The 20,854-nt window shown below is 42.7% G+C and carries 17 protein-coding genes; 1 reads left to right on the top strand and 16 read right to left on the bottom strand.

The window, feature by feature from the left end:
* Positions 1 to 29: 29 nt before the first annotated feature.
* The 7 genes from mutS to UB32_RS18955 form a co-directional block, all read right to left on the bottom strand.
* Positions 30 to 2,672 carry a DNA mismatch repair protein MutS gene (gene mutS, locus UB32_RS05230; RefSeq protein WP_044391826.1) on the bottom strand — a complete coding sequence of 881 codons (2,643 nt, stop codon included), beginning with the start codon at positions 2,670 to 2,672 and terminating at the stop codon, positions 30 to 32.
* 344 nt (positions 2,673 to 3,016) lie between these two features.
* Positions 3,017 to 3,634, bottom strand: coding sequence for a response regulator transcription factor (locus tag UB32_RS05225; protein WP_241768426.1), 618 nt, complete (start codon positions 3,632 to 3,634; stop codon positions 3,017 to 3,019).
* The gene (locus UB32_RS05220) at positions 3,615 to 4,652 is read right to left on the bottom strand and encodes a histidine kinase (protein ID WP_044391825.1); all 1,038 of its coding nucleotides are present in this window, start codon (positions 4,650 to 4,652) and stop codon (positions 3,615 to 3,617) included. The genes UB32_RS05225 and UB32_RS05220 overlap by 20 nt, the downstream gene beginning before the upstream one ends.
* Before the next feature lie 172 nt (positions 4,653 to 4,824).
* Positions 4,825 to 5,721 carry an NrfD/PsrC family molybdoenzyme membrane anchor subunit gene (gene nrfD / locus UB32_RS05215; RefSeq protein WP_044391824.1) on the bottom strand — a complete coding sequence of 299 codons (897 nt, stop codon included), beginning with the start codon at positions 5,719 to 5,721 and terminating at the stop codon, positions 4,825 to 4,827.
* Positions 5,722 to 5,727: 6 nt separating this feature from the next.
* A complete protein-coding gene (locus UB32_RS05210; RefSeq protein ID WP_044391823.1) occupies positions 5,728 to 6,264 on the bottom strand; it encodes a 4Fe-4S dicluster domain-containing protein in 537 nt (178 codons plus the stop codon).
* Entirely contained in the window at positions 6,264 to 8,459 is a 2,196-nt protein-coding gene (locus UB32_RS05205; protein ID WP_044391822.1) for a molybdopterin-containing oxidoreductase family protein, read from the bottom strand. Before UB32_RS05205 ends, UB32_RS05210 begins: the two co-directional genes overlap by 1 nt.
* A 143-nt stretch (positions 8,460 to 8,602) precedes the next feature.
* On the bottom strand, positions 8,603 to 9,214 hold the full coding sequence (locus tag UB32_RS18955; protein ID WP_052806960.1) for a TorD/DmsD family molecular chaperone: 612 nt from the start codon (positions 9,212 to 9,214) through the stop codon (positions 8,603 to 8,605).
* A 347-nt stretch (positions 9,215 to 9,561) separates the two neighbouring features.
* On the opposite strand from UB32_RS18955, the gene UB32_RS05195 reads away from it, so the two are divergent.
* Positions 9,562 to 10,476, top strand: a complete 915-nt coding sequence (locus UB32_RS05195; RefSeq protein WP_128721494.1) for a 4Fe-4S binding protein — start codon at positions 9,562 to 9,564, stop codon at positions 10,474 to 10,476.
* A 98-nt stretch (positions 10,477 to 10,574) separates the two neighbouring features.
* Here the strand turns inward: UB32_RS05195 and UB32_RS05190 are convergent, their stop codons facing one another.
* From UB32_RS05190 to rny, 9 genes are all read right to left on the bottom strand, one after another.
* Complete coding sequence (locus UB32_RS05190; protein WP_044391818.1) at positions 10,575 to 11,117, bottom strand: outer spore coat protein CotE; 543 nt, start codon at positions 11,115 to 11,117, stop codon at positions 10,575 to 10,577.
* Between the two features lie 255 nt (positions 11,118 to 11,372).
* Complete coding sequence (locus UB32_RS05185) at positions 11,373 to 11,810, bottom strand: RicAFT regulatory complex protein RicA family protein (RefSeq protein ID WP_044391816.1); 438 nt, start codon at positions 11,808 to 11,810, stop codon at positions 11,373 to 11,375.
* 1 nt (position 11,811) lies between these two features.
* Positions 11,812 to 13,356, bottom strand: coding sequence for a tRNA (N6-isopentenyl adenosine(37)-C2)-methylthiotransferase MiaB (gene miaB / locus UB32_RS05180; RefSeq protein ID WP_044391814.1), 1,545 nt, complete (start codon positions 13,354 to 13,356; stop codon positions 11,812 to 11,814).
* Between the two features lie 280 nt (positions 13,357 to 13,636).
* Positions 13,637 to 14,503, bottom strand: a complete 867-nt coding sequence (locus UB32_RS05175; RefSeq protein ID WP_044391812.1) for a 2-oxoacid:ferredoxin oxidoreductase subunit beta — start codon at positions 14,501 to 14,503, stop codon at positions 13,637 to 13,639.
* 1 nt (position 14,504) lies between these two features.
* The gene (locus tag UB32_RS05170; RefSeq protein ID WP_044391810.1) at positions 14,505 to 16,238 is read right to left on the bottom strand and encodes a 2-oxoacid:acceptor oxidoreductase subunit alpha; all 1,734 of its coding nucleotides are present in this window, start codon (positions 16,236 to 16,238) and stop codon (positions 14,505 to 14,507) included.
* 280 nt (positions 16,239 to 16,518) lie between these two features.
* Positions 16,519 to 17,454, bottom strand: a complete 936-nt coding sequence (locus UB32_RS05165; protein WP_044391808.1) for a dipeptidase — start codon at positions 17,452 to 17,454, stop codon at positions 16,519 to 16,521.
* Between the two features lie 92 nt (positions 17,455 to 17,546).
* On the bottom strand, positions 17,547 to 17,807 hold the full coding sequence (spoVS, locus tag UB32_RS05160; protein WP_044391806.1) for a stage V sporulation protein SpoVS: 261 nt from the start codon (positions 17,805 to 17,807) through the stop codon (positions 17,547 to 17,549).
* Between the two features lie 369 nt (positions 17,808 to 18,176).
* Positions 18,177 to 18,974: a TIGR00282 family metallophosphoesterase gene (locus UB32_RS05155; protein ID WP_044391805.1), complete on the bottom strand. Its 798-nt coding sequence runs from the start codon at positions 18,972 to 18,974 to the stop codon at positions 18,177 to 18,179.
* Positions 18,975 to 19,087: 113 nt separating this feature from the next.
* Positions 19,088 to 20,650: a ribonuclease Y gene (gene rny, locus UB32_RS05150; RefSeq protein WP_044391801.1), complete on the bottom strand. Its 1,563-nt coding sequence runs from the start codon at positions 20,648 to 20,650 to the stop codon at positions 19,088 to 19,090.
* Between the last annotated feature and the right edge of the window lie 204 nt (positions 20,651 to 20,854).

The raw sequence follows: 20,854 nt of genomic DNA, 5'->3' as shown, positions 1-20,854 counted from the left end.
TTTCTTCCCTCCAGCTGGTATATTTAGTATTACTTACGAAGCTTTTTTTGCAAGTCATAGAGCATATTCATCGCCTGTAACGGGGTCATATCGAGAATTTCCAGTTCACTTAATTGCTCGAGGATCTGCTTTTCCTTCTTGCTTGCTTTATTGTTTTTTGGCTGTCCAGGCTCTTCATCGAAAAAGGACAATTGTGCTGCCGCTGCTGTTTCCCTTGCCTGAAGATTTTCTTCCGCAGATGGTCGAATGGTATTCAATCCATTTTTCAAATCGTGGACATCAGAACTCTGATTGTCCGTCTGCTCGAGGATCTGCAGGATTTCCGCAGCGCGTTCAATCAGTTCCTGCGGCAATTCAGCCAGCTGGGCAACATGGATACCGTAACTCTTATCAGCTGCACCTTCTCTGATTTTATGAAGGAACACGACCTTGCCGTTTTGTTCCACTGCGCTGACATGAACATTTTTCAATTTCCGTAAATCCTTTTCCAAGGTGGTCAGTTCATGATAATGCGTTGAGAACAATGTTTTCGCACCAATTTTATTATGGATGTATTCAATCATTGCCTGAGCGAGTGCCATGCCGTCATAGGTGGAAGTTCCCCGGCCGATTTCATCGAATAAAATCAAGCTGTCTCCGGAGGCATTCATGATCGCGTTCCTCGCCTCGAGCATTTCGACCATGAACGTACTTTGACCGGAAACAAGATCGTCTGCGGCCCCGATTCTAGTGAACACTTGGTCAAAAATCGGCAGTTCGGCCTCATCAGCAGGAACGAAGCAGCCAATTTGAGCCATAATGGCGGTCAATGCAATCTGGCGCATATAGGTGCTTTTCCCGGACATATTCGGACCTGTAATCAACAGGATTTCACGATCCTTGTCCATATAGCAGTCATTAGGCACGTATTCTTGCGCATCCATCACTTTTTCGACCACCGGATGGCGTCCATCCTTCAAGTGTATTTTCCGGTCAGGGGAAAATACAGGTCTGGCATAATGCCTTTGCTCACTAAGCTCTGCAAAGCCTAGCAGGACATCGAGTTCACTGAGCGCCTTGGCAAGGGCCTGCAATCTCGGAATATATTCTTTGATCGTCTCGCGAATGCCGGTAAATAGCTGGTACTCTAGCTCGATGCTTTTTTCCTCGGCAGCAAGGATCAATTCTTCCTTTTCCTTTAGCTCAGGAGTAATGAACCGCTCTGCATTGGAAAGAGTCTGCTTTCTTTCATATCGCCCTTCCTGCAGCAAATGCAAATTCGCTCTGGTCACTTCAATATAGTAGCCAAACACTCGATTATAACCAACTTTTAGTGATTTAATGCCCGTCTTTTCCCGCTCCTCGCGCTCCAGCATCGCAATCCATGTCTTCCCATTCCGACTGGCATCCCGATACTGGTCCAACTGGTGGTCATAACCGTCCCGGATGATGTTTCCTTCTTTTACAGAGATAGGAGGATGGTCAACGATTGCCGTCTCGAGCAAATCGGCAGCTTCCTCACAAGGATCAAGCCTTTCTGCCATTCTTTTTGCTTCATTGTGATCGAGATTCACCAGTATATCCTTTAGCACAGGCACCTGAAGCAATGATCTTTTCAGCTGCATCAAGTCTCTTGGATTCAGATTGCCAAAAGCAACACGGCCGGCCAATCGCTCCAAATCGTATACTTCCTTCAATTTTTCCCGCAACTCCTGGCGTTCAAAAAACTGGCCAACGAATAATTGAACTAGTTCCTGTCGGCGGCCGATATCAGTTTTGTCAATCAGCGGCCGGTTGATCCATTGTTTCAGCATCCTTCCGCCCATCGCTGTCATCGTTTCATCCAGCAGCCACAAAAGCGTGCCTTTTTTCGCTGTCGAACGGATTGTTTCCGTCAGTTCTAAATTTCGCTTAGAAAAATAATCAATCTTCATATATTGCTGCACTTGATAAACGGTAACTTTTTGTAAATGATCAAGACTTCGCTTTTGGGTTCGGTAAAGATAATGAAATAATCTGGAAGTGGTTGTGATCAGCGCCTCCTCATCCAGTTCCGAAAATAACGCTGAAAAATTCTCATTCACGTCGCTGTTATCTTCAATGGAAAAGGCCAGAATGGAGCGTTCCTTTAGTTTTTGCTGGATTTCCGGCGGTAGCGTGCTTTCGATGACAACTTCTTTTGCGCCAGAAATCGATAGTTCGTTGATTAGCTCATCCATACTTCCTTTAATTAAGGTAGCCCTGCTTTCTCCTGTTGAAAGATCGCTGCAGGCAAAACCGTATTGATTATTAGAAAAGACAGTTACCGTGGCAATAAAATTATTCTCTTTTTCCAGAAGTCCATGCCCTTCCATCACTGTTCCAGGTGTGATCAACTGGACTACCTCACGCTTTACGACGCCTTTGGCTGTCTTTGGGTCTTCCGTTTGTTCACAGATAGCCACTTTATAGCCTCTATTTATCAGCTGCTCAATATAATTTGGAGCAGCATGGTACGGCACCCCGCACATCGGAATCCGTTCCTCCCCGCCGCCCTCTCTGCTTGTAAGTGTGATCTCTAGCTCCTGGGATGCCTTGAGCGCATCCTCAAAGAACATTTCATAAAAATCTCCCAGTCGGAAAAATAAAAAGGCATCTTGGTAATCCGCCTTCACTTGCAGGTATTGCTTGATCATAGGGGTATATGTAGCCATATTATCCTCCAACATTCTTTTTGCGTTTTTATTCTGCATTATTTTGCATTTGTCGTTGTAGCACCGACTCTTTCCAGGTTTCAAGGAAACAGTTTCGACTCCTACTCTAAATATCTATTATAACTCGACACAAAATAATTTTCGATAGAATCCACTTAAAAAGAATGACCAGCCCATAAATCCGGCAAGGATCCGTGTGATAGGGGTTTCTTGACAACTTTTCCCCTCTCACTTCCAAACCTGTCAAAATAACGTCGCTTTTTTGACAACTTTGTCCCTCCTAACCTCTAACCTGTCTAAATATCAAACCTCAGAAAAAAACAGGACACTTATCGGCCCTGTTACTAAGAATAGAATATATTGTATTTCCTGGCGGTTTCTACCCATTCATAACGCTTGTGGGTACCGAGCTTCTCGCCAATTTTCTGCCGGTGGTTTTCGACTGTTTTTACTGATATGTCCAGTCTTTCTGCAATATCTTTTTGTGAATATCCTTTAACTGTCAGGACAAAAACTTCTTTTTCACGTTTGGTAATCGGAAGATCGACCAAATTGAAACCAACACCTTGTGAACCGTTTTCCCAAATATGCGTATCGAATACCTTCTGGTTTGCCAAGATCTGGTCAAGGGATTGGATAAGATGATCCCGCTTCAACTGTTTAATTAAAAAGCCGTCCGCTCCTGCCTCATATGCTTGTTTCTGGTAGCCGATATCATCGTGCATTGAGAAGATGACAATTTTAGCCTCTGGAAGCAATTTCCTTAGTCTTTCCAGGGTTGACATCCCATCCAATCCACCAGGCATTGAAAGATCTAAGAGGACGAGATCTGCTGGAAAATTTTCGGCAGCTTTTACAGCCTCATACCCATCACAGGCACAGATCCTTCCGTCAATACAAAAAGATTGTTGAAGCAGCATGCTTAATCCATCCCTGACAATCTCATGGTCGTCGATGATCATTACATTCACTTTCCCTCTCTCCCTCCGTTTTGATCAAAGATACAAACCCTTCGATTCTGGTTGGTCCTCCCTCTTTGCTAAGCCATTTGATATCTCCATCAAGCATTTTGCAACGCTCATACATATGCTTTAAACCTAGGCCTTTCTTTTTCCCTGCTTCTAGTTTAAATCCGTTTCCGTTATCGTAAAAATCAAAGAAGACATATTGATAATAGGTTTTTAAATGAATGGAGATATAGGATGCTTGTCCGTGGCGAACCGAATTAGAAATACTTTCTTGTATGACTCTGAATAAATGAAGCTCCTTTTCCGGGTCAAACTTCTGTTCGTTATCCAGCTCCATTTCAAGGAAGATTTCGATCTGATACAGTTTTCTCCAGTCCCTTACTGCCTGACGAAGCGATTTTTCGAGGCCAATATCATGGATCATTTCTGGACGAAGGCTTTTGGTCAGCTGTTTAATATTTTCAAGTGTTTTCTCAATAACGTTCATCATATTGAATAGATGTTGCTGGTATTTGTGATCGAAAATCCCCTGTTTTATAACCTCCAGACCAAGGAAAATACTATACACACTTTGTCCAATATGGTCATGTAATTCCCTAGCAATCCTCTTCCGTTCCGCTTCCTGGGCTAGCAGCGTCTCGCGGACTAGTAGCTCATGGAACCGGGCACGTTCGCTGTTTTCATTATGCACAGGCTTCTGTATCCGGAGAACATAATAATTCTTCCGTTTTTTCAAGGACATTTCAAACTCTTCAAGGCCTTCATACACAGCTAGGTGGGAGTTAAAAGATGGAATGGGGTTATCCGCAGTAAGAATACAGCGATTCTCATCCTCGTTCACTGCTCTTCCCTGGCAATAAGAGCAGTATGGCACCTTCTCTCCTAGCTTCCAGCCAGTCATTTTGCTGCCCTTTTTATTAAGGTAATGAATTATCCGCTCTTCATCCATGATAATCATGCCTTCAGGCAGATCATCGACAATTTCTGCCAAATATTCTGTTTGCATTAACATTGCAATCCCTCACCACCGCGATCTCTATACAACTCCATTGTAACCTCCGATTTTAAGAGTAACGTGGTTTGTTTATTAACATTGAGTGACATTACGCAAAAAAACGTGAAGTCTTCTCCCACGACTTCACGTTGATTCGTTTTTCTTTTAATATTACTTCAAGAAACATCTTTTATAAAAAGATGATAGGCACTGCAGCGGCGAGCAAAAGATAACGCAGGATAAATCCGCCGGCAAGAACGGCGCTTTCAGTTAGGAGGGTGGATGTAATTCCGCTTGTACCTCCTGCTGCAACTTCTTGTCCAGCGCGGCTATTACTCAGTTTTTTATATGAAAACAACTCTAGTCCTTCGATAATGATTGGCACCAGAAGTCCGATGATCACCAAGCCAACCCAGAAGAATGCACTGTATTCGCCAGTCAACAGCTTAGATACAGATTGGGCGGCCGATTCATTGGTGGAAGAAGTGACCAAAAACATGGTGAAAAGCAGGAAGACTTCCGTAACAAGCAATGTTAAGTGAATTTTTTTAATGGACAATACTTGATGGATGACCTTCTTATCAACCAAAGCTGCCCCGAGCATTGTGCCAGCAATTCCTGTTGAAAGTGCAGAAACGACGAACAAGATTGGTAAGATAGCTGTATTCCATAGCGGAACGGCACCGATTACACCAATCAGAAATCCTGTGTAAATGGCAGTTGCTACAGCAAAAACGATGCCTACATATTCGATGACTTTGTTTATCTCTTTTTTCAACAGCTCCATTAAGGCAATATAAGCGGCAGCCATCATGAAAAAACTAATGAAATACGTACCGATCGTCATAACTGATTTGAAATTTGTAAACAAATAAAGGAAGCGTAATGGATTCTTTAGACCAGCCTCGGCATCTAAAATGAGAAGCAAAAGGCCAATTCCCATCAAGATTGGACTAATGAGTCTGCCAACAATTCGGACGTCAGCAGAATTTGGATATCTCCTCGCTGAATAGGAAGAAGTTAAAAACGCGCCGGCGCTGAGACCAGCTAGGAATAAATAAGCTGCGATAATCGTTCCCCAAACCATTTATATTCACCTCACGTAATAAATTTTTGCCTTTCCTAAATCCGGTCTTAAAGGCTGAGCATTCAATCGGACAATAGCCCTTGATACCTCACTGTTCGGATCATCAAGGTCACCGAAAATCCTGGCATTGCTGATGCATGTCGTTACGCATGCCGGCTGTTTCCCTTCCGCCACAAGCTCAGAACAGAATCGGCATTTTTCTACTACTCCGGTTTCGTGATTCTGTGTTCTTGCTCCGTAATCGCACGCTACCATACAATATTTACAGCCTATGCATTTCTCAGAATCAACAAGGACGATGCCTTCTGCAGTCGTGTAGGTAGCCTTTGTCGGGCACACACTTACACATGGTGCATCCTCACAATGCTGGCACTGCACTGGGATAATCTCATTTTTGACGTTAGGGAAAATACCCGTTTCTTTTTCATAAAATTTAATAAACGACTCTTCCACCGGGAGTTCATTCTGCATCTGGCAGCTTACCCGGCATGCATAACAGCCGACACATTTTCTAGTGTCTATCATCATTCCATAGCGTGCCATCAGCTATTCACCTTCCTAACCTTAACGATGACTTCATGAATATTTCCTGCTCCGCTCCATTTCTCAAAATCGAACGGTACATGCTCCATGTAGCTAAAGCCCACACCGTAACCAGTCCTTAAATCCTTAGATGTGATTCCGTAGTGGCTCGGAACAAAAATTGCCTCAGGATGGATTCGTTCTGTTACTTTAACGCGGATTTTGCTGGTAGCCTCACTAGATTTCACTTCAACAAGGTCGCCATCCTTTATTCCTAGTTCTTTAGCACGAACAGGATTGATCCAGATTCTTTCTAAATCATAATCTTTTGTAATTTGCATTAAAATTGGCAAATTCGCAGTTTGAGTGTGGCTGTGAATCGCCTGTTTTCCCGTGATTAGCCGGAATGAATCATTCGCAGGACTCACTTTAGGCTCAATCCATTCGACAATTGGATTATAACCCGCTTTTTTATACGTTTCACTGTAAAACTCAATTTTTCCGGATGGGGTCTTTACTTTTGGCATTTCACCTATTGTAATTTCCTCCGCAGGAAACATAATGGTGCCTTTTTCTTTAAGCTGTTTATAGGTTATACCAGTCGGTGCAAGCTTTGCTTCGTTCAATTCATCTAGAGAAAAATTAAAGTATTGACCAACACCGCATGCTTTTGCTAACTCTGTGTAAATCTCATGAATTGGCTTTGTGTCAGGGTGAACCTTTTCAACCATTTGCTGTCTTAAGGCAATTCCAGGCACCTTACCTGAAAGACTCTCGATAACTTCATCCCGTTCAATATAAGTTACCTCTGGCAGAACATAATCAGCTAATTGAGCTGTTTCAGACATTTGCACATCTATCGCGACAACAAGGTCCAGTTTTGAAAATGCTTCTTTCATCACTTTAGGATTCCCATAACCAAGGGCAGCATTGGAATGGTAGTAAATAGCCGCCTTCATTTTTCCTTCCAGTGCTTCTTTCGCGACGATCGTGGCAACACCACTACCCTCGTAGGCAAGAGGGAATTCCTTTTTGCCTGCTTTTGGTGCCTCTGGTTCCTTTGGATTAGGGTATTTTTGCTCATCCAGTTTTCCTAAATGCGGTTTAACTCCAAAGATACTTCCGCCTTTTTGCTGGTAATTTCCTAGTAACGCATTGAACATGGCCACCGCACGGCCGGTTTCTGTGCTATTTTCATAGTTGCAGCCAAATGCACCTCTCCAGGATTGTTCAATCAGGGCTTTTGGTTTTGCTTTGCCCATATCAATTGCGATACGGCTAATATCAGCAGCCGGAATTCCCGTGATGCCCTCTGCCCATTGCGGAGTATATTTTGCTAATTCTTTGGCATATGCTTCAAAACCAACGGTGTATGTTTTAATAAAATTCAGATCGTGGAGATTTTCCTTGATTAAAACATGTGACATTGCCAGCACGAGGGCAAGGTCGGTTCCTGGACGAATTGCCAGCCATTCTGTTGCGAGATTAGCCGTATTATTCAATCGAGGATCCACGATGACTATCTTTGCCCCATTGTCCCGGGCGGCTGCCAAAGACTGGACCGAACTCGGACGAATCCCATCTCCATAGCTCCTGCCAATGAACATGATGTATTTTGCATTGCTGATGTCAGCACTTGTTGCAGTTACACCAACCGTATGAAGAAAACCTGCATCTCTTGAGTTGGAACAAACGACATGATGTGTATAATAATTGGCTGAGCCAAGCGCATTAATGAATCTTGGCGAATAGAATTTCCCTGAAGCTCTTGGATCTTCTGTTAACGCAACTGCCTGGGGACCATGCTCTTTGATGATCTGTGTCAATTTTCCAGCAATCTCTTTATAGGCCTGCTCCCAGGTGATCGGCTCGAATTTATTCTCTCCTAATCGTTTCAATGGCTGGGTCAGCCTGTCTTGAGAATATACAACTGTTGCATATCCATGGCCTCTGGCACAAAGTTTTCCTTTGGAATAAGGATGATCTGGATGCCCGGTAAGCTTCCATAATCGTCCATTCTTTACATGTCCAACCATTCCGCATTTGCTTGAGCATGCATTGCAAGTACTAGGAATCTCTTTAATTTTCGTGTTAGCACTTGCTTTCACATATTCTTTCGACCACTCATTAAAACCAACCGTCCCCGCTGATGCCAGGACAGCTGTTGCGGCAGAAGCTTTAATGAATCCTCGCCTTGATAGTTTTGTTTCTAGCATGATACTAGCCCTCCTTTTTCTCTTGACCCGTCCCCGCCTTCCGTTAGGCAGACAGCCTCGTACAAATTCAAACCGGCCTCTCCCTCTGGCAATTGCATCATTGCTCGCACAGAAAGCACCACCACCTTCATTGACCTTTTCCATCAATCATTTTTCTGTGCTTCTATTACTTTTATTAAAAAATCAGTAATCCCTTCATAGAAAGGATGGGCCGATTTTTCCTTCAGCTTTGTTTTAAAATCAGGTAGCCAGTCCAGGTGGTCCTCCATGAACTCCCTACTGAATTTTTCTGGAGCATGCTCTAGGAAATACGCTGCCAGCTCAAGCAAAATAGACAAATGATCGGGGATACCATTGTACTGTCTAGGAATTTCTATTTGCAGCTCATTTAAAAGGAAGGCAATATGCATGGTAGGATCCCCTTGCAGATAGCCTTTTTCTCGGGCGAATGGAAGAGTACAAGTTTCATCCTGTGTCCACGGTTTATACAGCGACTCTACCGGGAGAACTGCTTTCTCTGCTACAGACCCAATCACCTTTTTATGTAATTCGCAAAAATGCTCAAAGTCTTCAGGTAAGATTCCGTCTAATGGGAATTCGATACCATATAAATCCCTGGCCATTCTCTCCAGCTTATTCAGTAGCTGGTTATCCTCGATTTCTTGCCATGTCTCCATAGTAGGCGGCTTAAATAAGTCTGCAATAATAGTGAAAATCATCGCCGATCCTGCTCTTTTTTCCATTGACGCTATCATCTGATTACACCACCTTTCGATTACATCTTCACTATATGGCAACAAAGTTTGTGAAACAATAAACATTATGTGGAGAATGACCACTTACTATGTGAAGGATTTCACCTAATCAGTCATAGGGTTTTTCACTGATCGGCCCATCATTTCCTGTGTTAAACCCGATATTTTCTGCTTTTTTTTTCAAATTCATGTTAGTTGTTTTGTGAACATTCCTTTACATCTAGATGAATTTCTGACGAACACGCCTTTTTTAACAGACTTTCATCGTAAAATAATAAGGAAGTAGTATTGTGCCTTGAGCGCAGCGAAAGGAATGATACTTAAAATGAATATTGGGGTGACCTTCCATGTCGCTAATTGGCAATTGGATTGAGAGCTTAAGTTATGAATTGGAAATTTCTTACTCGTGTACAAGAAAAATCAGTCCTATGAGTTCCTGTACAACCTGCATAGACAAATGTCCAACTGAAGCAATAAGAGTTGTTAATGGAGAAATAACTATTAGCAACCACCTGTGCACAATCTGTGGTGTTTGTACCACGGTTTGTCCGGTACAGGCGATCAAAGGCAAATCTCCATCCAGGAGAATCATCCGGAATTATGTATTGCTGGAGAATGGCTATGTATTACCCACAGTCGCAGAGCTCCTTTATTATCATAAAAAAGGAATACGATCTATCCATGAATCTTCTGTTAACGAAGAACTTAGCGAGGTAGTGAGCCGGGTAAATAACATACTTGCGAAAATGGAGCTTGAGCAACTATCCTTTGTAGAACATGTGGAAGCAGAGAGCGAACATCCGCAAATGATATCAAGGCGTGCTTTTTTTGCCAGAATTGGTTCCAATAGCAAAAATACCGTTCTTACATCTTTGACGCCAATTAAATGGCGGTTCAATGAACACAGTTTCAAAACTTCAAACCTATTTAAAGGTTGGTCATTTTTTAAGATAAAGTTGAATCATGAAGATTGTACATTATGCAAAGCCTGTTTTATGATTTGTCCTTCTGATGTATTCCGCATTGCTGAAGACTCACTCAAGCTAACAGACCATAACTGCTGTGGATGCCGACTTTGCAGCGATATTTGCAGAGAAAAAGCGGTGCAAATCACTGATAATGTTCACATAAGTGAGGAAGAAAGTTTTTCGCTCGTCCAAGCTAATTGTAAAAAATGTCACACTAACTTCCCTTCCTGGAAAGGGGCAGAAGAATTATGTCCGATTTGTAGCTCTGGTGATAAACCGAATTTCTTTCTGTAAGCACCTATTCGAGAAAAGAAGCGGCTTCCAGATGGATCGAAAGCGTAAACGACTTTTTAAAAAAAAAAACTAGGAAGTAGAAGCTTCCTAGTTCGTTGTTATTCTTCCTCACCAAGCAGGAAGTCTGGGTTCAAGTCTTCAAATTCTTCATCATCGATTCCGTGTCCCCACTCGTCTTCGTCACTGTCGCATCCGTCTGGGTGAGTAACGACACAAACCTTTGTTTCACCGATAACTTCGACTAGGAATTCCCGTTCGACGTGAACAATGATTTTATTGCCATTTGGAGAAATGACGGCTTCGATGCAGTTAGGCTGCTGAAGAACTTCAACGAGTACGTCATGGTCATCCATGCAATCCGGATCGCGGTACTTTAACTTGATGACATCACAGTAAGTTACTTTCTCGGTGACTACTTCTGTTTTTGTGTTATCATCACAGGAGTACCAGATGTTTGCCTCGTATGACCCGTTTACCTCCACCACTTTCCCTACTTTTTTCGCCTTGTACTTATGGTTTATGACCCAAGCGCCAAGAATGCTGCTTGGATTATGCGCTGGGGTGATCGTATGATTGGACTGTGTAAATTTACGTCCTTTCGCTACAACTGCTTTCGTGATAATCTCTCTGTAATCTCCCATGCGAGCGAAACCTCCTCAATCTTTTTCAATTCATCCTATGCGTGATATTAGACTAGTGTGCGATAAAATTAGAACCGCTGTGAAAAACTTAGGCATAGTTCATTGTATGCCCACAGGAGATGAATGTTCCCGATTGATAGCAAGCGAGGGGAGATTTCATATGTATTTAGGGAGAAACTGATGTAGAAGTTGAAACAATTGATTGGAATAAAAAAGACACCTGAAGGAAACAGGTGCCTTGTTTTAACTCAATGCTTAATGATCATGGGTATGGCAGCTCTTTCCGTTCTTCCGTGCTGCACCAGTTTCACCGCTGAGGAGATCTCCTCCTGTTGATACGACGATTTCGTCTGTCACGGTATTGGAAATAGTTGTCGCAACCATTTGCAGCAGATCATTCACATCAATTTGGGATTGCTTGAATTCCTGTACAACCGGAATTGCGTCAAGCTCTGCTTCTAGAGCGGCGATTTTTTCTTCCGTCTTCTTCAACGCTTCCGTTTTCCCGTAATGCTGAAAGTTCACCGCTTGTTTTTGGAGACCTTTTATCGAAGAAATAAGCGTTCTTACTTTTTCATTTTCATGAATTTGCGCTTCTGCTCGCTTGAAAAAGTCTACTTCTTCTGTTTCTGCAATCATCCGTGCGATTTCTCTGGAACGCAAAATAATGTCATCTTTATTGTACTTGACCAAATTACTTCACCTCAACTGGTTCGTTTTCTTCTGCCATTTCCCCGTTTAAAGACCAAGTTTTTGCATCGGTGATCTTTACCTTGACGATTTTTCCGATTGCAGACTTTGGCCCGACAAAGTTGACAAGCTTCATCTTGCTTGTATATCCTGCAAGTACATCAGGATTGTTTTTGCTTTCGCCTTCAACCAATACTTCGACAATTTGATCCTGATACTTCTTCATCGACTGAGCCGACTGTTCATTCACAAGTGCATTCAAACGCTGAAGACGTTCCTTCTTCACTTCCATAGGAATATTATCCTGCATTTTTGCCGCCGGAGTTCCTTCTCTTGGAGAATAAATGAAGGTGTACGCAGATTCATAGCCTACCTCACGGACTAACGACAATGTTTCCTCGAATTGTTCATCTGTTTCATTCGGATATCCGACGATGATGTCTGTTGTCAAAGTAACATCTGGAATCTCCGCCTTGATCTTGTGTACAAGTTCTAGATATTGTTCACGAGTATACTTCCGCGCCATGATTTTCAATACCTCAGAAGAACCGGATTGGACCGGAAGATGGATATGGTCCATCAAGTTTCCGCCTTTTGCCAAGACTTCAATCAAGTGATCATCAAAATCACGTGGATGGCTCGTAGTGAATCGGATCCTTGGGATATCGATTTTACGGATTTCCTCCATCAAGTCTCCTAAACCATATTTTAAATCAGTGAAGTCTTTTCCATATGCGTTTACGTTCTGGCCTAGCAGGGTAATTTCCTGATAGCCCTGTGATGCAAGCAAGCGGACTTCCTGGATGATATCTTCAGGACGGCGGCTTCGTTCTTTGCCCCGTGTATAAGGAACGATGCAGTACGTACAGAATTTATCGCAGCCATACATAATATTAACCCATGCTTTAATATTCCCTCTGCGGACTTTAGGAAGGTTTTCAATTACATCTCCTTCCTTTGACCAAACTTCGACGACTATTTCTTTAGACATGTATGCTTCCTTTAGAATATTTGGAAGGCGATGAATATTATGCGTACCAAAAATCATATCCACCTGGTGATAGGTTTTCAGAATTTTGTTGACGACTGATTCTTCCTGTGACATGCAACCACAAACACCCAAGAGCAAATCTGGATTTTCTCGTTTCAGATGCTTCAAATGACCTAGTTCACCAAATACCTTGTTTTCAGCGTTTTCCCGAATCGCACATGTATTCAGGAGAATGACATTCGCTTCCTCGACACTATCAGTAGGTTCATAGCCCAAACCAAGGAAAATACCCGCCATCACTTCCGTATCATGTTCATTCATCTGACAGCCATACGTACGAATATAAAATTTTCGGCCATTTCCCATTTTTAAGAACTCTTCAGGAATATCGAAATCCTTATGATACGTAACCTCTTCTTTTCCGCGCTTTTTGGCATCCTTCAAAGAAGGAGCAGTATATACTGTTTCAAAGTACTTGCTATAATCCTTACTGGATTTTTTGTCCGAAGAATTATTTGTTGCTACTTGTTGACCTTCCAAGCGTTGATTTTCGTTCATGACGACCAATCTCCTTTCATAAAAAAACGTGCATTAAGCGAAAAATTCCTAAACTGCATTCGTTGAAAAAAGGGAATATTTCGCCCTGAAAATATGAAATATACACATTATACTAGTATAAACTCTTGAATCAATGAAAACAATAGTAGTATTGCTGATACTGGCTTTACGAAAAAATTGCTCTCATTTTCGTAGTGATCCTTATTGTTTAAATACAACTTTGTACAATAAAACCCCAATCATTAGATGATTGGGGTTTTATGTAAAAAGTACAGATTTATTACATAAATTCAGCAACTAGCTTATCAAAATGAGCTTGATCAAGCTTAAGGTCTGCTTTAGAAAGCGGTGTTTTTGAATAACCGTTTACCAGTTCCTGATATGATTTGCGCTCTGTGTTTTGATAGATTAAGCCTGTAACCAATCCGTTATGTTTCATCAACGTCTGCATTGCTGCTTCACGATTTGATGGATCATATCCTTCGATATCGCTAAGTTTTGTCAGGTTTTCTTTAAACCAATCGTAGGTGTTAACCTTGTTATAAGTTACGCACGGACTGAAAACGTTGATTAATGAAAAACCTTCGTGCTTAATACCTGCTTCAATTAGGGCAGTCAAGTCTTTCAGATCAGTTGAGAAGCTTTGCGCCACAAAAGTAGCGCCAGCTGTCAATGCCATTTCCATTGGAGAAATGGCTTGTTCAATTGAACCTGCTGGAGTTGACTTTGTTTTGAAACCAGCAGCTGAACGCGGGGACGTTTGCCCCTTCGTCAGACCGTAAATTTGGTTATCCATGACGATATAAGTAATGTTTATGTTACGGCGGATTGCATGGATGGTATGCCCCATTCCAATGGCGAATCCGTCCCCGTCACCGCCGGAAGCAATAACCGTTAAATCACGGTTTGCCATCTTCACTCCTTGTGCGATTGGAAGAGAACGGCCATGGATTCCGTGGAAGCCGTAGGAATTAATATATCCAGAGATACGGCCAGAACAGCCGATACCTGAGATTACAGCCAGATTTTCTGGCTCCAGGCCAACATTAGCTGCTGCACGCTGCATGGCAGCCTGTACAGAGAAGTCGCCACAGCCTGGGCACCAATTTGGTTTTACATTGTTACGAAATTCTTTAAAAGTCGCCATCCTAGAACAACTCCTTGCATTTTGTGTGGACTTCCTGCGGCAAGAATGGGTTTCCGTCGTACTTGAGAATCTTGTGAATCTTCTCATGTCCTCCGACATTCATCTTCATGATGTTTGCCAGCTGTCCTGTCGCATTGTTTTCAATCACTGCCACTTTCTTCGCAGATTTTACAAGCTGCATCATTTCCTCAGCCGGAAATGGGTGGATCAGACGAACATGGGCGTGGTTTACTTTCAATCCGTCCTTCTCCAGTCTTCCCATTGCCTCTTCGATTGCGCCTCGTGTAGAGTTGAAACCTACGATCAAAAGATCAGCTTCCTCATGTGGAGCATTTTTATGGATTGGCGTATCAAACTTCAGATGGCTAATTTTGCGGAAACGCTTATCCATTTGGGCAATGCGGTTCGCTGCAGATTCTGAAGGTTTTCCTGTTTCATCATGCTCGACACCTGTTACGTGGTGGATGCCGTTTTTCATTCCTGGAATAACACGTGGTGAAACGCCATCTTCTGTTACTTCATAACGTTTGAAGTACCCTTTGTTTTCAATCTCAGGAAGATCATCTGCCTTCAGCTTGCCTCGGCGAATCTCCACTTTATCAAAGTTAAGCGGCTCGACTGTTTGCTTTCCAAGTGAAAGCTGTAGGTCAGTCAAAACGATCACTGGGCACTGATACTCTTCAGCAAGGTTGAATGCTTCTGCTGCATCATAAAATGCTTCCTGGACCGTACTTGGAGCCATGACAATCTTAGGAATTTCACCATGCGTTCCGTAGATCATTGCCATAAGATCAGATTGTTCCTGTTTGGTAGGAAGCCCTGTTGATGGACCGCCACGCTGGGTATCGACAATAACGATTGGCGTTTCCGTGATTCCGGCCAAGCCGATTGCTTCCATTTTCAGTGAAAGGCCAGGTCCCGCAGAAGCTGTAATCGCACGGACACCGCCATAGTTGGCGCCGATTGCCATTGTAGCAGCAGCGATTTCATCTTCAGTCTGAATGACAGTTCCGCCAAGAGCAGGCAGTTTCTTGATCAAATATTCCATAATTTCTGAAGCAGGTGTGATCGGGTAGGCAGCCATGAATCTGCAGCCTCCTGCAAGTGCTCCCATGGCAATTGCATCATTGCCAATCATAAATAGACGCTTCTGACCATCAGCCTTCTCAAGATGCATCGGCTCTGCTCCAGCCAATTTTTCCTTTGTATATTCGTAGCCAGCCTTAATGGCTTCCATGTTTTTATCAACTACTTGTTGTCCTTTTCGTCCAAAAATTTCCTGAACAACTTCCTCGAAAACCTGGATATCCAAGTCTAGGATGGCACTAGTCGCACCAATTGCAACCATGTTTTTCATAAGAGATGTCCCTAGTTCAGAAGCCATTTCTGTAAATGGAACCGCATACAATGCAGCTTGAGTATCTTCTGGCTTCTTAGGGTCAAACTTCGCATCAGCTAAAATGACGCCTTTCTCATGCAATTCCTTGTAGTTAACATCAACCGTTTCCTGATCAAAAGCTACTAGAATATCTAAATCGTCAGAAATAGATCGAACCTCTTTAGTGCTTACCCGGATCTTGTTGTTTGTGTGGCCACCCTTAATACGTGACGAAAAGTGACGGTAGCCATACAAGTAGTAGCCTAGACGGTTCAATGCAATAGAGAAAATTTCCCCGGTAGATTCAATTCCTTCTCCCTGCTGTCCGCCAACTTTCCATGAAAGTTGATTGATCATCTCTTACACCCCTTTAGATATGTAAAAACGCTTTGTTTTTAAGTGTAGCACGTATCCAACATATTCACTAGAATGGTTATTTCTTCAATCCCCTGTCAAATCTAGTAAAATGTATCGTACTAAACGCTTTCAATTCTAGACCTATGTGAAAAAAAAAGCAACCCTTTCAGAATAATTATTGACGAAAATATGAATATTTTTTTATTTGTTAAAATATTTAAAGTTCTTTGTTTTTCCAGCACCTTTTTTCCTATTTAAAATTCGATTGCGTCTATTGATTTTAGCCATTTTGCAATGGAAGTCTTGATGCCATATTATCAAAAAAGAATTTCTTAACTTGTATATCAGAATAATATTTTTGCAACTCGTTCCAAAGATTTTCATATTGATCATTTCCAGAAAGCTTCATCACCGTAAACTCTAGCCCATCAAAGTCTGAACCGAAGCCAACATGATTTTCTCCTCCGAGAGTACAGACATGCTCCAAATGGCGGATGATATCATCGATCGACGCTGATTCTTTTTTACCTGACAAAAATTTTGGAACAAAGGTGAGACCCATAACAGAATCCAAGCTGATCAGCGCTTCGATTTGATCGTCCCTTAAATTCCTCGGATGCTGGTATTTCGAATAGCAGTTGGAATGAGACGCAAACACGCGGTCTGATACTTCCAGCACATCCCAGAACCCCCTCTCCGATAGATGGGAGACATCACAGATCGTTTCCGTTTCATTCAGAAGCTGAACAACCTGGCGCCCGAATTTTGTCAGTCCTGCTCCCCTTTCTTCTAACGCCCCGTCAGCGCAATAATTACCAAAGTTCCACGTCAGCCCTACTGACCGGACTCCAAGCCGTAAAAGCGTCCGCAATTTCAATAAGTCCTGTCCTATGGCATCGCACCCTTCTAGCGTTAGGACAGCACCTATTTCATTTTCAGCAAGTTCCCTAATCTGTTTTCTATTCGTTATCAGCTTCATTTGCGGACTCGGCAATAAAACTTTTTCGTAAAACAAATCCACCATCCTAAGTGCTGCCATGAATTTCAAATCAGGATGTACCGATTCAGGCACGTAAATGGCAAACAATTGGACTTTCGTTCCGGAAGCTTTTAACTTTTCCAAGTTGACCTGTAATTCCGCTGCTTGAATGTAATCAAGTGTCGGATTCATTAATAGTTTATAGAGAACATCACAATGAGCATCATAGATTTTCACTAAAATCCCCCCTCTAGCAATTTCACAAGAGAAATAAAGAAACCTGCTTGCACATGCAAACAGGGAATATAGCAATTTCATATGGGTTTCTTTTATCGTGGTTCAACAATTAATTTTATGGCTGTCCGCTCTTCGCCATCAATCAGAATATCAGTAAATGCCGGGATGCAAATTAAATCAACGCCGCTAGGAGCTACGAACCCTCTTGCGATCGCTACTGCCTTCACGGCTTGATTTAATGCACCCGCCCCAATTGCCTGAATCTCTGCGTTCCCTCTCTCGCGCAGTACTCCAGCAAGCGCACCAGCTACAGAATTAGGATTAGATTTTGCTGAAACTTTTAAGATATCCATTCCTGGCTCCTCCTTATTTATCCCGTACCAAATGCCCGTGTGGACATCCAGTTTAGTCTGTTCCACTGCTACTATATTCAGGAGAAATCCCACATATGACCTTCAGTAAAAAAAAGCAATGATATCTCTCCGGCGGAAGATGGTGCCTTATGCGTACCCTTTCCTCTTCATAAGGGTATCTTTCGGGTGGAATGGTACCCTTATGTGCACCCGTTCCTCTACATAAGGGCATCTTTCGGGTGGAATGGTGTCTTCATAAGACAGGGAATCCCTTAATCCATCGCCAAAAAACCAAATTACAGCATAATAAAGACTGCAGACAAAGTAGCATACGTTAGTCTCCATTCTAAAGATGGTAAATCTGATGTTCTATTCATAAAAAGGATGGTCTTCATTAATAAGGATTTTCTGAATCTTTACTGCTTTACCGGTCTTTTTATCTAAATCGATCAATACTGCTGATAGCTGGCTCCTTCCGTCCTTGACAACTTCAAAACGGGTCGGCAAGCTTGTGAGAAACCTTCGGAGAACCGCGTCTTTTTCTACCCCTAATATCCCATCATATGGTCCGGTCATGCCTACATCGGTCAAAAACGCAGTCCCAGATGGTAAAATCCGCTCATCAGAAGTCTGGACATGAGTATGCGTACCGACAACAGCGGAAACTTTGCCATCAAGATACCAGCCCATTGCCTGCTTTTCGCTAGTCGCCTCTGCATGAAAATCGACAAAAATGAACGAGGTGCGCTTTTTCGCTTCTTCAATCAGTTCATCTGCTTTTTTAAAAGGGCAATCAATTGGCGTTAAAAATGTCCGTCCCTGTAAATTGATTATTGCCAGTTCTTCCTGATTAATCTTTAAATATACAATCCCTTTTCCGGGTACCTCTTTCGGAAAATTAGCGGGTCTTATCAAATATTTAGCTGCATCAATAAACTCAAAAATATCGCGGTTATCCCATGCATGGTTTCCTAATGTAACTGCCTGTGCTCCCTGCTCAAGAAACTGCCGGTAAATCTTCTCGGTTATCCCTTTTCCGCTCGCTGCATTCTCCCCATTAATGATCGTAACAGTCGGACGAAACTTTCCCTTTAGCTTTGGTAGGTATTCTGTAACCATATCCCTGCCAGGAGAGCCTACAACATCTCCTACAAATAAAATTCTCATTGGTTTTCATTCCTGCCTTCAAGTTATTTATGTAAAAATTGTATCATAGCATCGTCATTTGATGAAAACCAGCAAAGTAGCTCTAATACAAAAAGCGGCGCCTAAGCACCGCTTTATTTTGCGTATTCAACTGCACGTGTTTCACGGATGACTGTAACCTTGATATGCCCAGGATAATCAAGCTCTTCCTCAATTTTTTTGCGGATATCACGAGCAAGGCGGTGTGCCTGCAAGTCATCAATTTGATCAGGTCTAACCATGATCCTGATTTCTCTTCCCGCCTGAATCGCGAAGGATTTCTCGACTCCTTCATAGGATTCAGAGATTTCTTCGAGTCTTTCAAGACGGCGGATATAGTTTTCCAATGCTTCGCTGCGGGCACCAGGCCTTGCAGCGGATAATGCATCGGCAGCAGCAACTAAAACTGCGATGATCGAAGTTGGCTCCGTATCACCATGGTGGGAAGCAATACTGTTGATAACAACAGGATGTTCCTTGTATTTCGTCGCCAGCTCTACGCCGATCTCAACGTGGCTGCCTTCTACTTCATGGTCAATCGCCTTTCCGATATCATGCAGGAGTCCTGCACGGCGAGCCAATGTTTCGTCTTCACCAAGCTCTGCAGCAAGCAATCCGGACAACTGGGCTACTTCGATTGAATGTTTAAGAACATTCTGTCCGTAGCTTGTACGGTACTTCAAGCGGCCAAGAATCTTGATCAGGTCCGGATGCAGCCCGTGAACTCCCACTTCGAAGGTTGTCTGTTCCCCAACCTCACGAATATGTTCATCCACTTCTCGGCGTGCCTTCTCTACCATTTCTTCGATTCGTGCCGGATGAATACGTCCATCCTGAACAAGCTTTTCAAGAGCTAATCGGGCTGTTTCACGTCTAATTGGATCAAATCCGGATAAAATTACCGCTTCCGGAGTATCATCAATTATAAGGTCTATTCCCGTCAACGTTTCCAGGGTGCGGATATTCCGTCCCTCACGTCCGATAATGCGTCCCTTCATTTCATCATTCGGAAGATTTACAACTGACACAGTCGTTTCAGCGACATGGTCTGCAGCGCATCTTTGGATGGCAATGGAAAGTACCTCTTTCGCTTTCTTATCGGATTCTTCTTTTGCCCTGTTTTCGCTTTCCTTAATCATTATTGCAATGTCGTGAGCAAGTTCTTGCTCAGTCCGCTCCAAAATGATGGATTTAGCCTCATCACGTGTTAAGCTCGAGATGCGTTCCAGTTCAGCCTGCTGTTTTTGTACCATCTCGTCCACTTTGCTTTCCATCTCTTCAATATGCTGTTGTCTTTTGGTAAGAGCGTCATCTTTTTTCTCTAAAAGAATCTCGCGTTTGTTCAACGACTCATCCTTACGATCAAGATTCTCCTCTTTTTGCAATAAACGATTTTCTTGTTTTTGCAGTTCATTTCTTCGTTCACGAATCTCACGTTCTGCTTCCGTACGCAGTCGGTGATTTTCATCCTTAGCCTCTAGCAAGGCTTCCTTCTTCATTGCCTCTGCTTCACGCTTCGCATCTTCAACAATTTGTTCTGCGGCGTTTTTGGCACCTGCAATTTTTGCTTCCGCAACGGATTTACGATAAAAATAGCCAACAACTGCACCGACGATTAGACCAAGCAAAATGGAGATGATTGAAATAAGTAGATCCATCATTTTCACCTCCTCTTGCTATGAACTTGTGATACGTTTTTTAAAGTGTCGGCATGTACATTGTTATAAGCATCAATATACAGCTCTATTGCTTTTAAACGTTTTTAATACCATGAAAATGTAAAATATACATTTTTAATTGTAAAGCTGCCTAATTTTATTGTCAAGGGTTTGTCCGGTAAGGCAGCTCTGAGGAGTAAACTT

The sequence above is a fragment of the Mesobacillus subterraneus genome, assembly GCF_000934845.1.
In the GTDB taxonomy this organism is placed as follows: Bacteria; Bacillota; Bacilli; order Bacillales; family Cytobacillaceae; genus Mesobacillus; species Mesobacillus stamsii.
This window is presented reverse-complemented; position numbering and strand designations above follow the sequence as displayed.

Coding starts and splice junctions, on each gene's coding strand:
- mutS (WP_044391826.1), bottom strand. CDS start 2,672: ATGGCTACATATACCCCTATGATCAAGCAATACCTGCAAGTGAAGGCG.
- UB32_RS05225 (WP_241768426.1), bottom strand. CDS start 3,634: ATGATCATCGACGACCATGAGATTGTCAGGGATGGATTAAGCATGCTG.
- UB32_RS05220 (WP_044391825.1), bottom strand. CDS start 4,652: ATGTTAATGCAAACAGAATATTTGGCAGAAATTGTCGATGATCTGCCT.
- nrfD (WP_044391824.1), bottom strand. CDS start 5,721: ATGGTTTGGGGAACGATTATCGCAGCTTATTTATTCCTAGCTGGTCTC.
- UB32_RS05210 (WP_044391823.1), bottom strand. CDS start 6,264: ATGGCACGCTATGGAATGATGATAGACACTAGAAAATGTGTCGGCTGT.
- UB32_RS05205 (WP_044391822.1), bottom strand. CDS start 8,459: ATGCTAGAAACAAAACTATCAAGGCGAGGATTCATTAAAGCTTCTGCC.
- UB32_RS18955 (WP_052806960.1), bottom strand. CDS start 9,214: ATGATAGCGTCAATGGAAAAAAGAGCAGGATCGGCGATGATTTTCACT.
- UB32_RS05195 (WP_128721494.1), top strand. CDS start 9,562: ATGTCGCTAATTGGCAATTGGATTGAGAGCTTAAGTTATGAATTGGAA.
- UB32_RS05190 (WP_044391818.1), bottom strand. CDS start 11,117: ATGGGAGATTACAGAGAGATTATCACGAAAGCAGTTGTAGCGAAAGGA.
- miaB (WP_044391814.1), bottom strand. CDS start 13,356: ATGAACGAAAATCAACGCTTGGAAGGTCAACAAGTAGCAACAAATAAT.
- UB32_RS05175 (WP_044391812.1), bottom strand. CDS start 14,503: ATGGCGACTTTTAAAGAATTTCGTAACAATGTAAAACCAAATTGGTGC.
- UB32_RS05170 (WP_044391810.1), bottom strand. CDS start 16,238: ATGATCAATCAACTTTCATGGAAAGTTGGCGGACAGCAGGGAGAAGGA.
- spoVS (WP_044391806.1), bottom strand. CDS start 17,807: ATGGATATCTTAAAAGTTTCAGCAAAATCTAATCCTAATTCTGTAGCT.
- UB32_RS05155 (WP_044391805.1), bottom strand. CDS start 18,974: ATGAGAATTTTATTTGTAGGAGATGTTGTAGGCTCTCCTGGCAGGGAT.
- rny (WP_044391801.1), bottom strand. CDS start 20,650: ATGGATCTACTTATTTCAATCATCTCCATTTTGCTTGGTCTAATCGTC.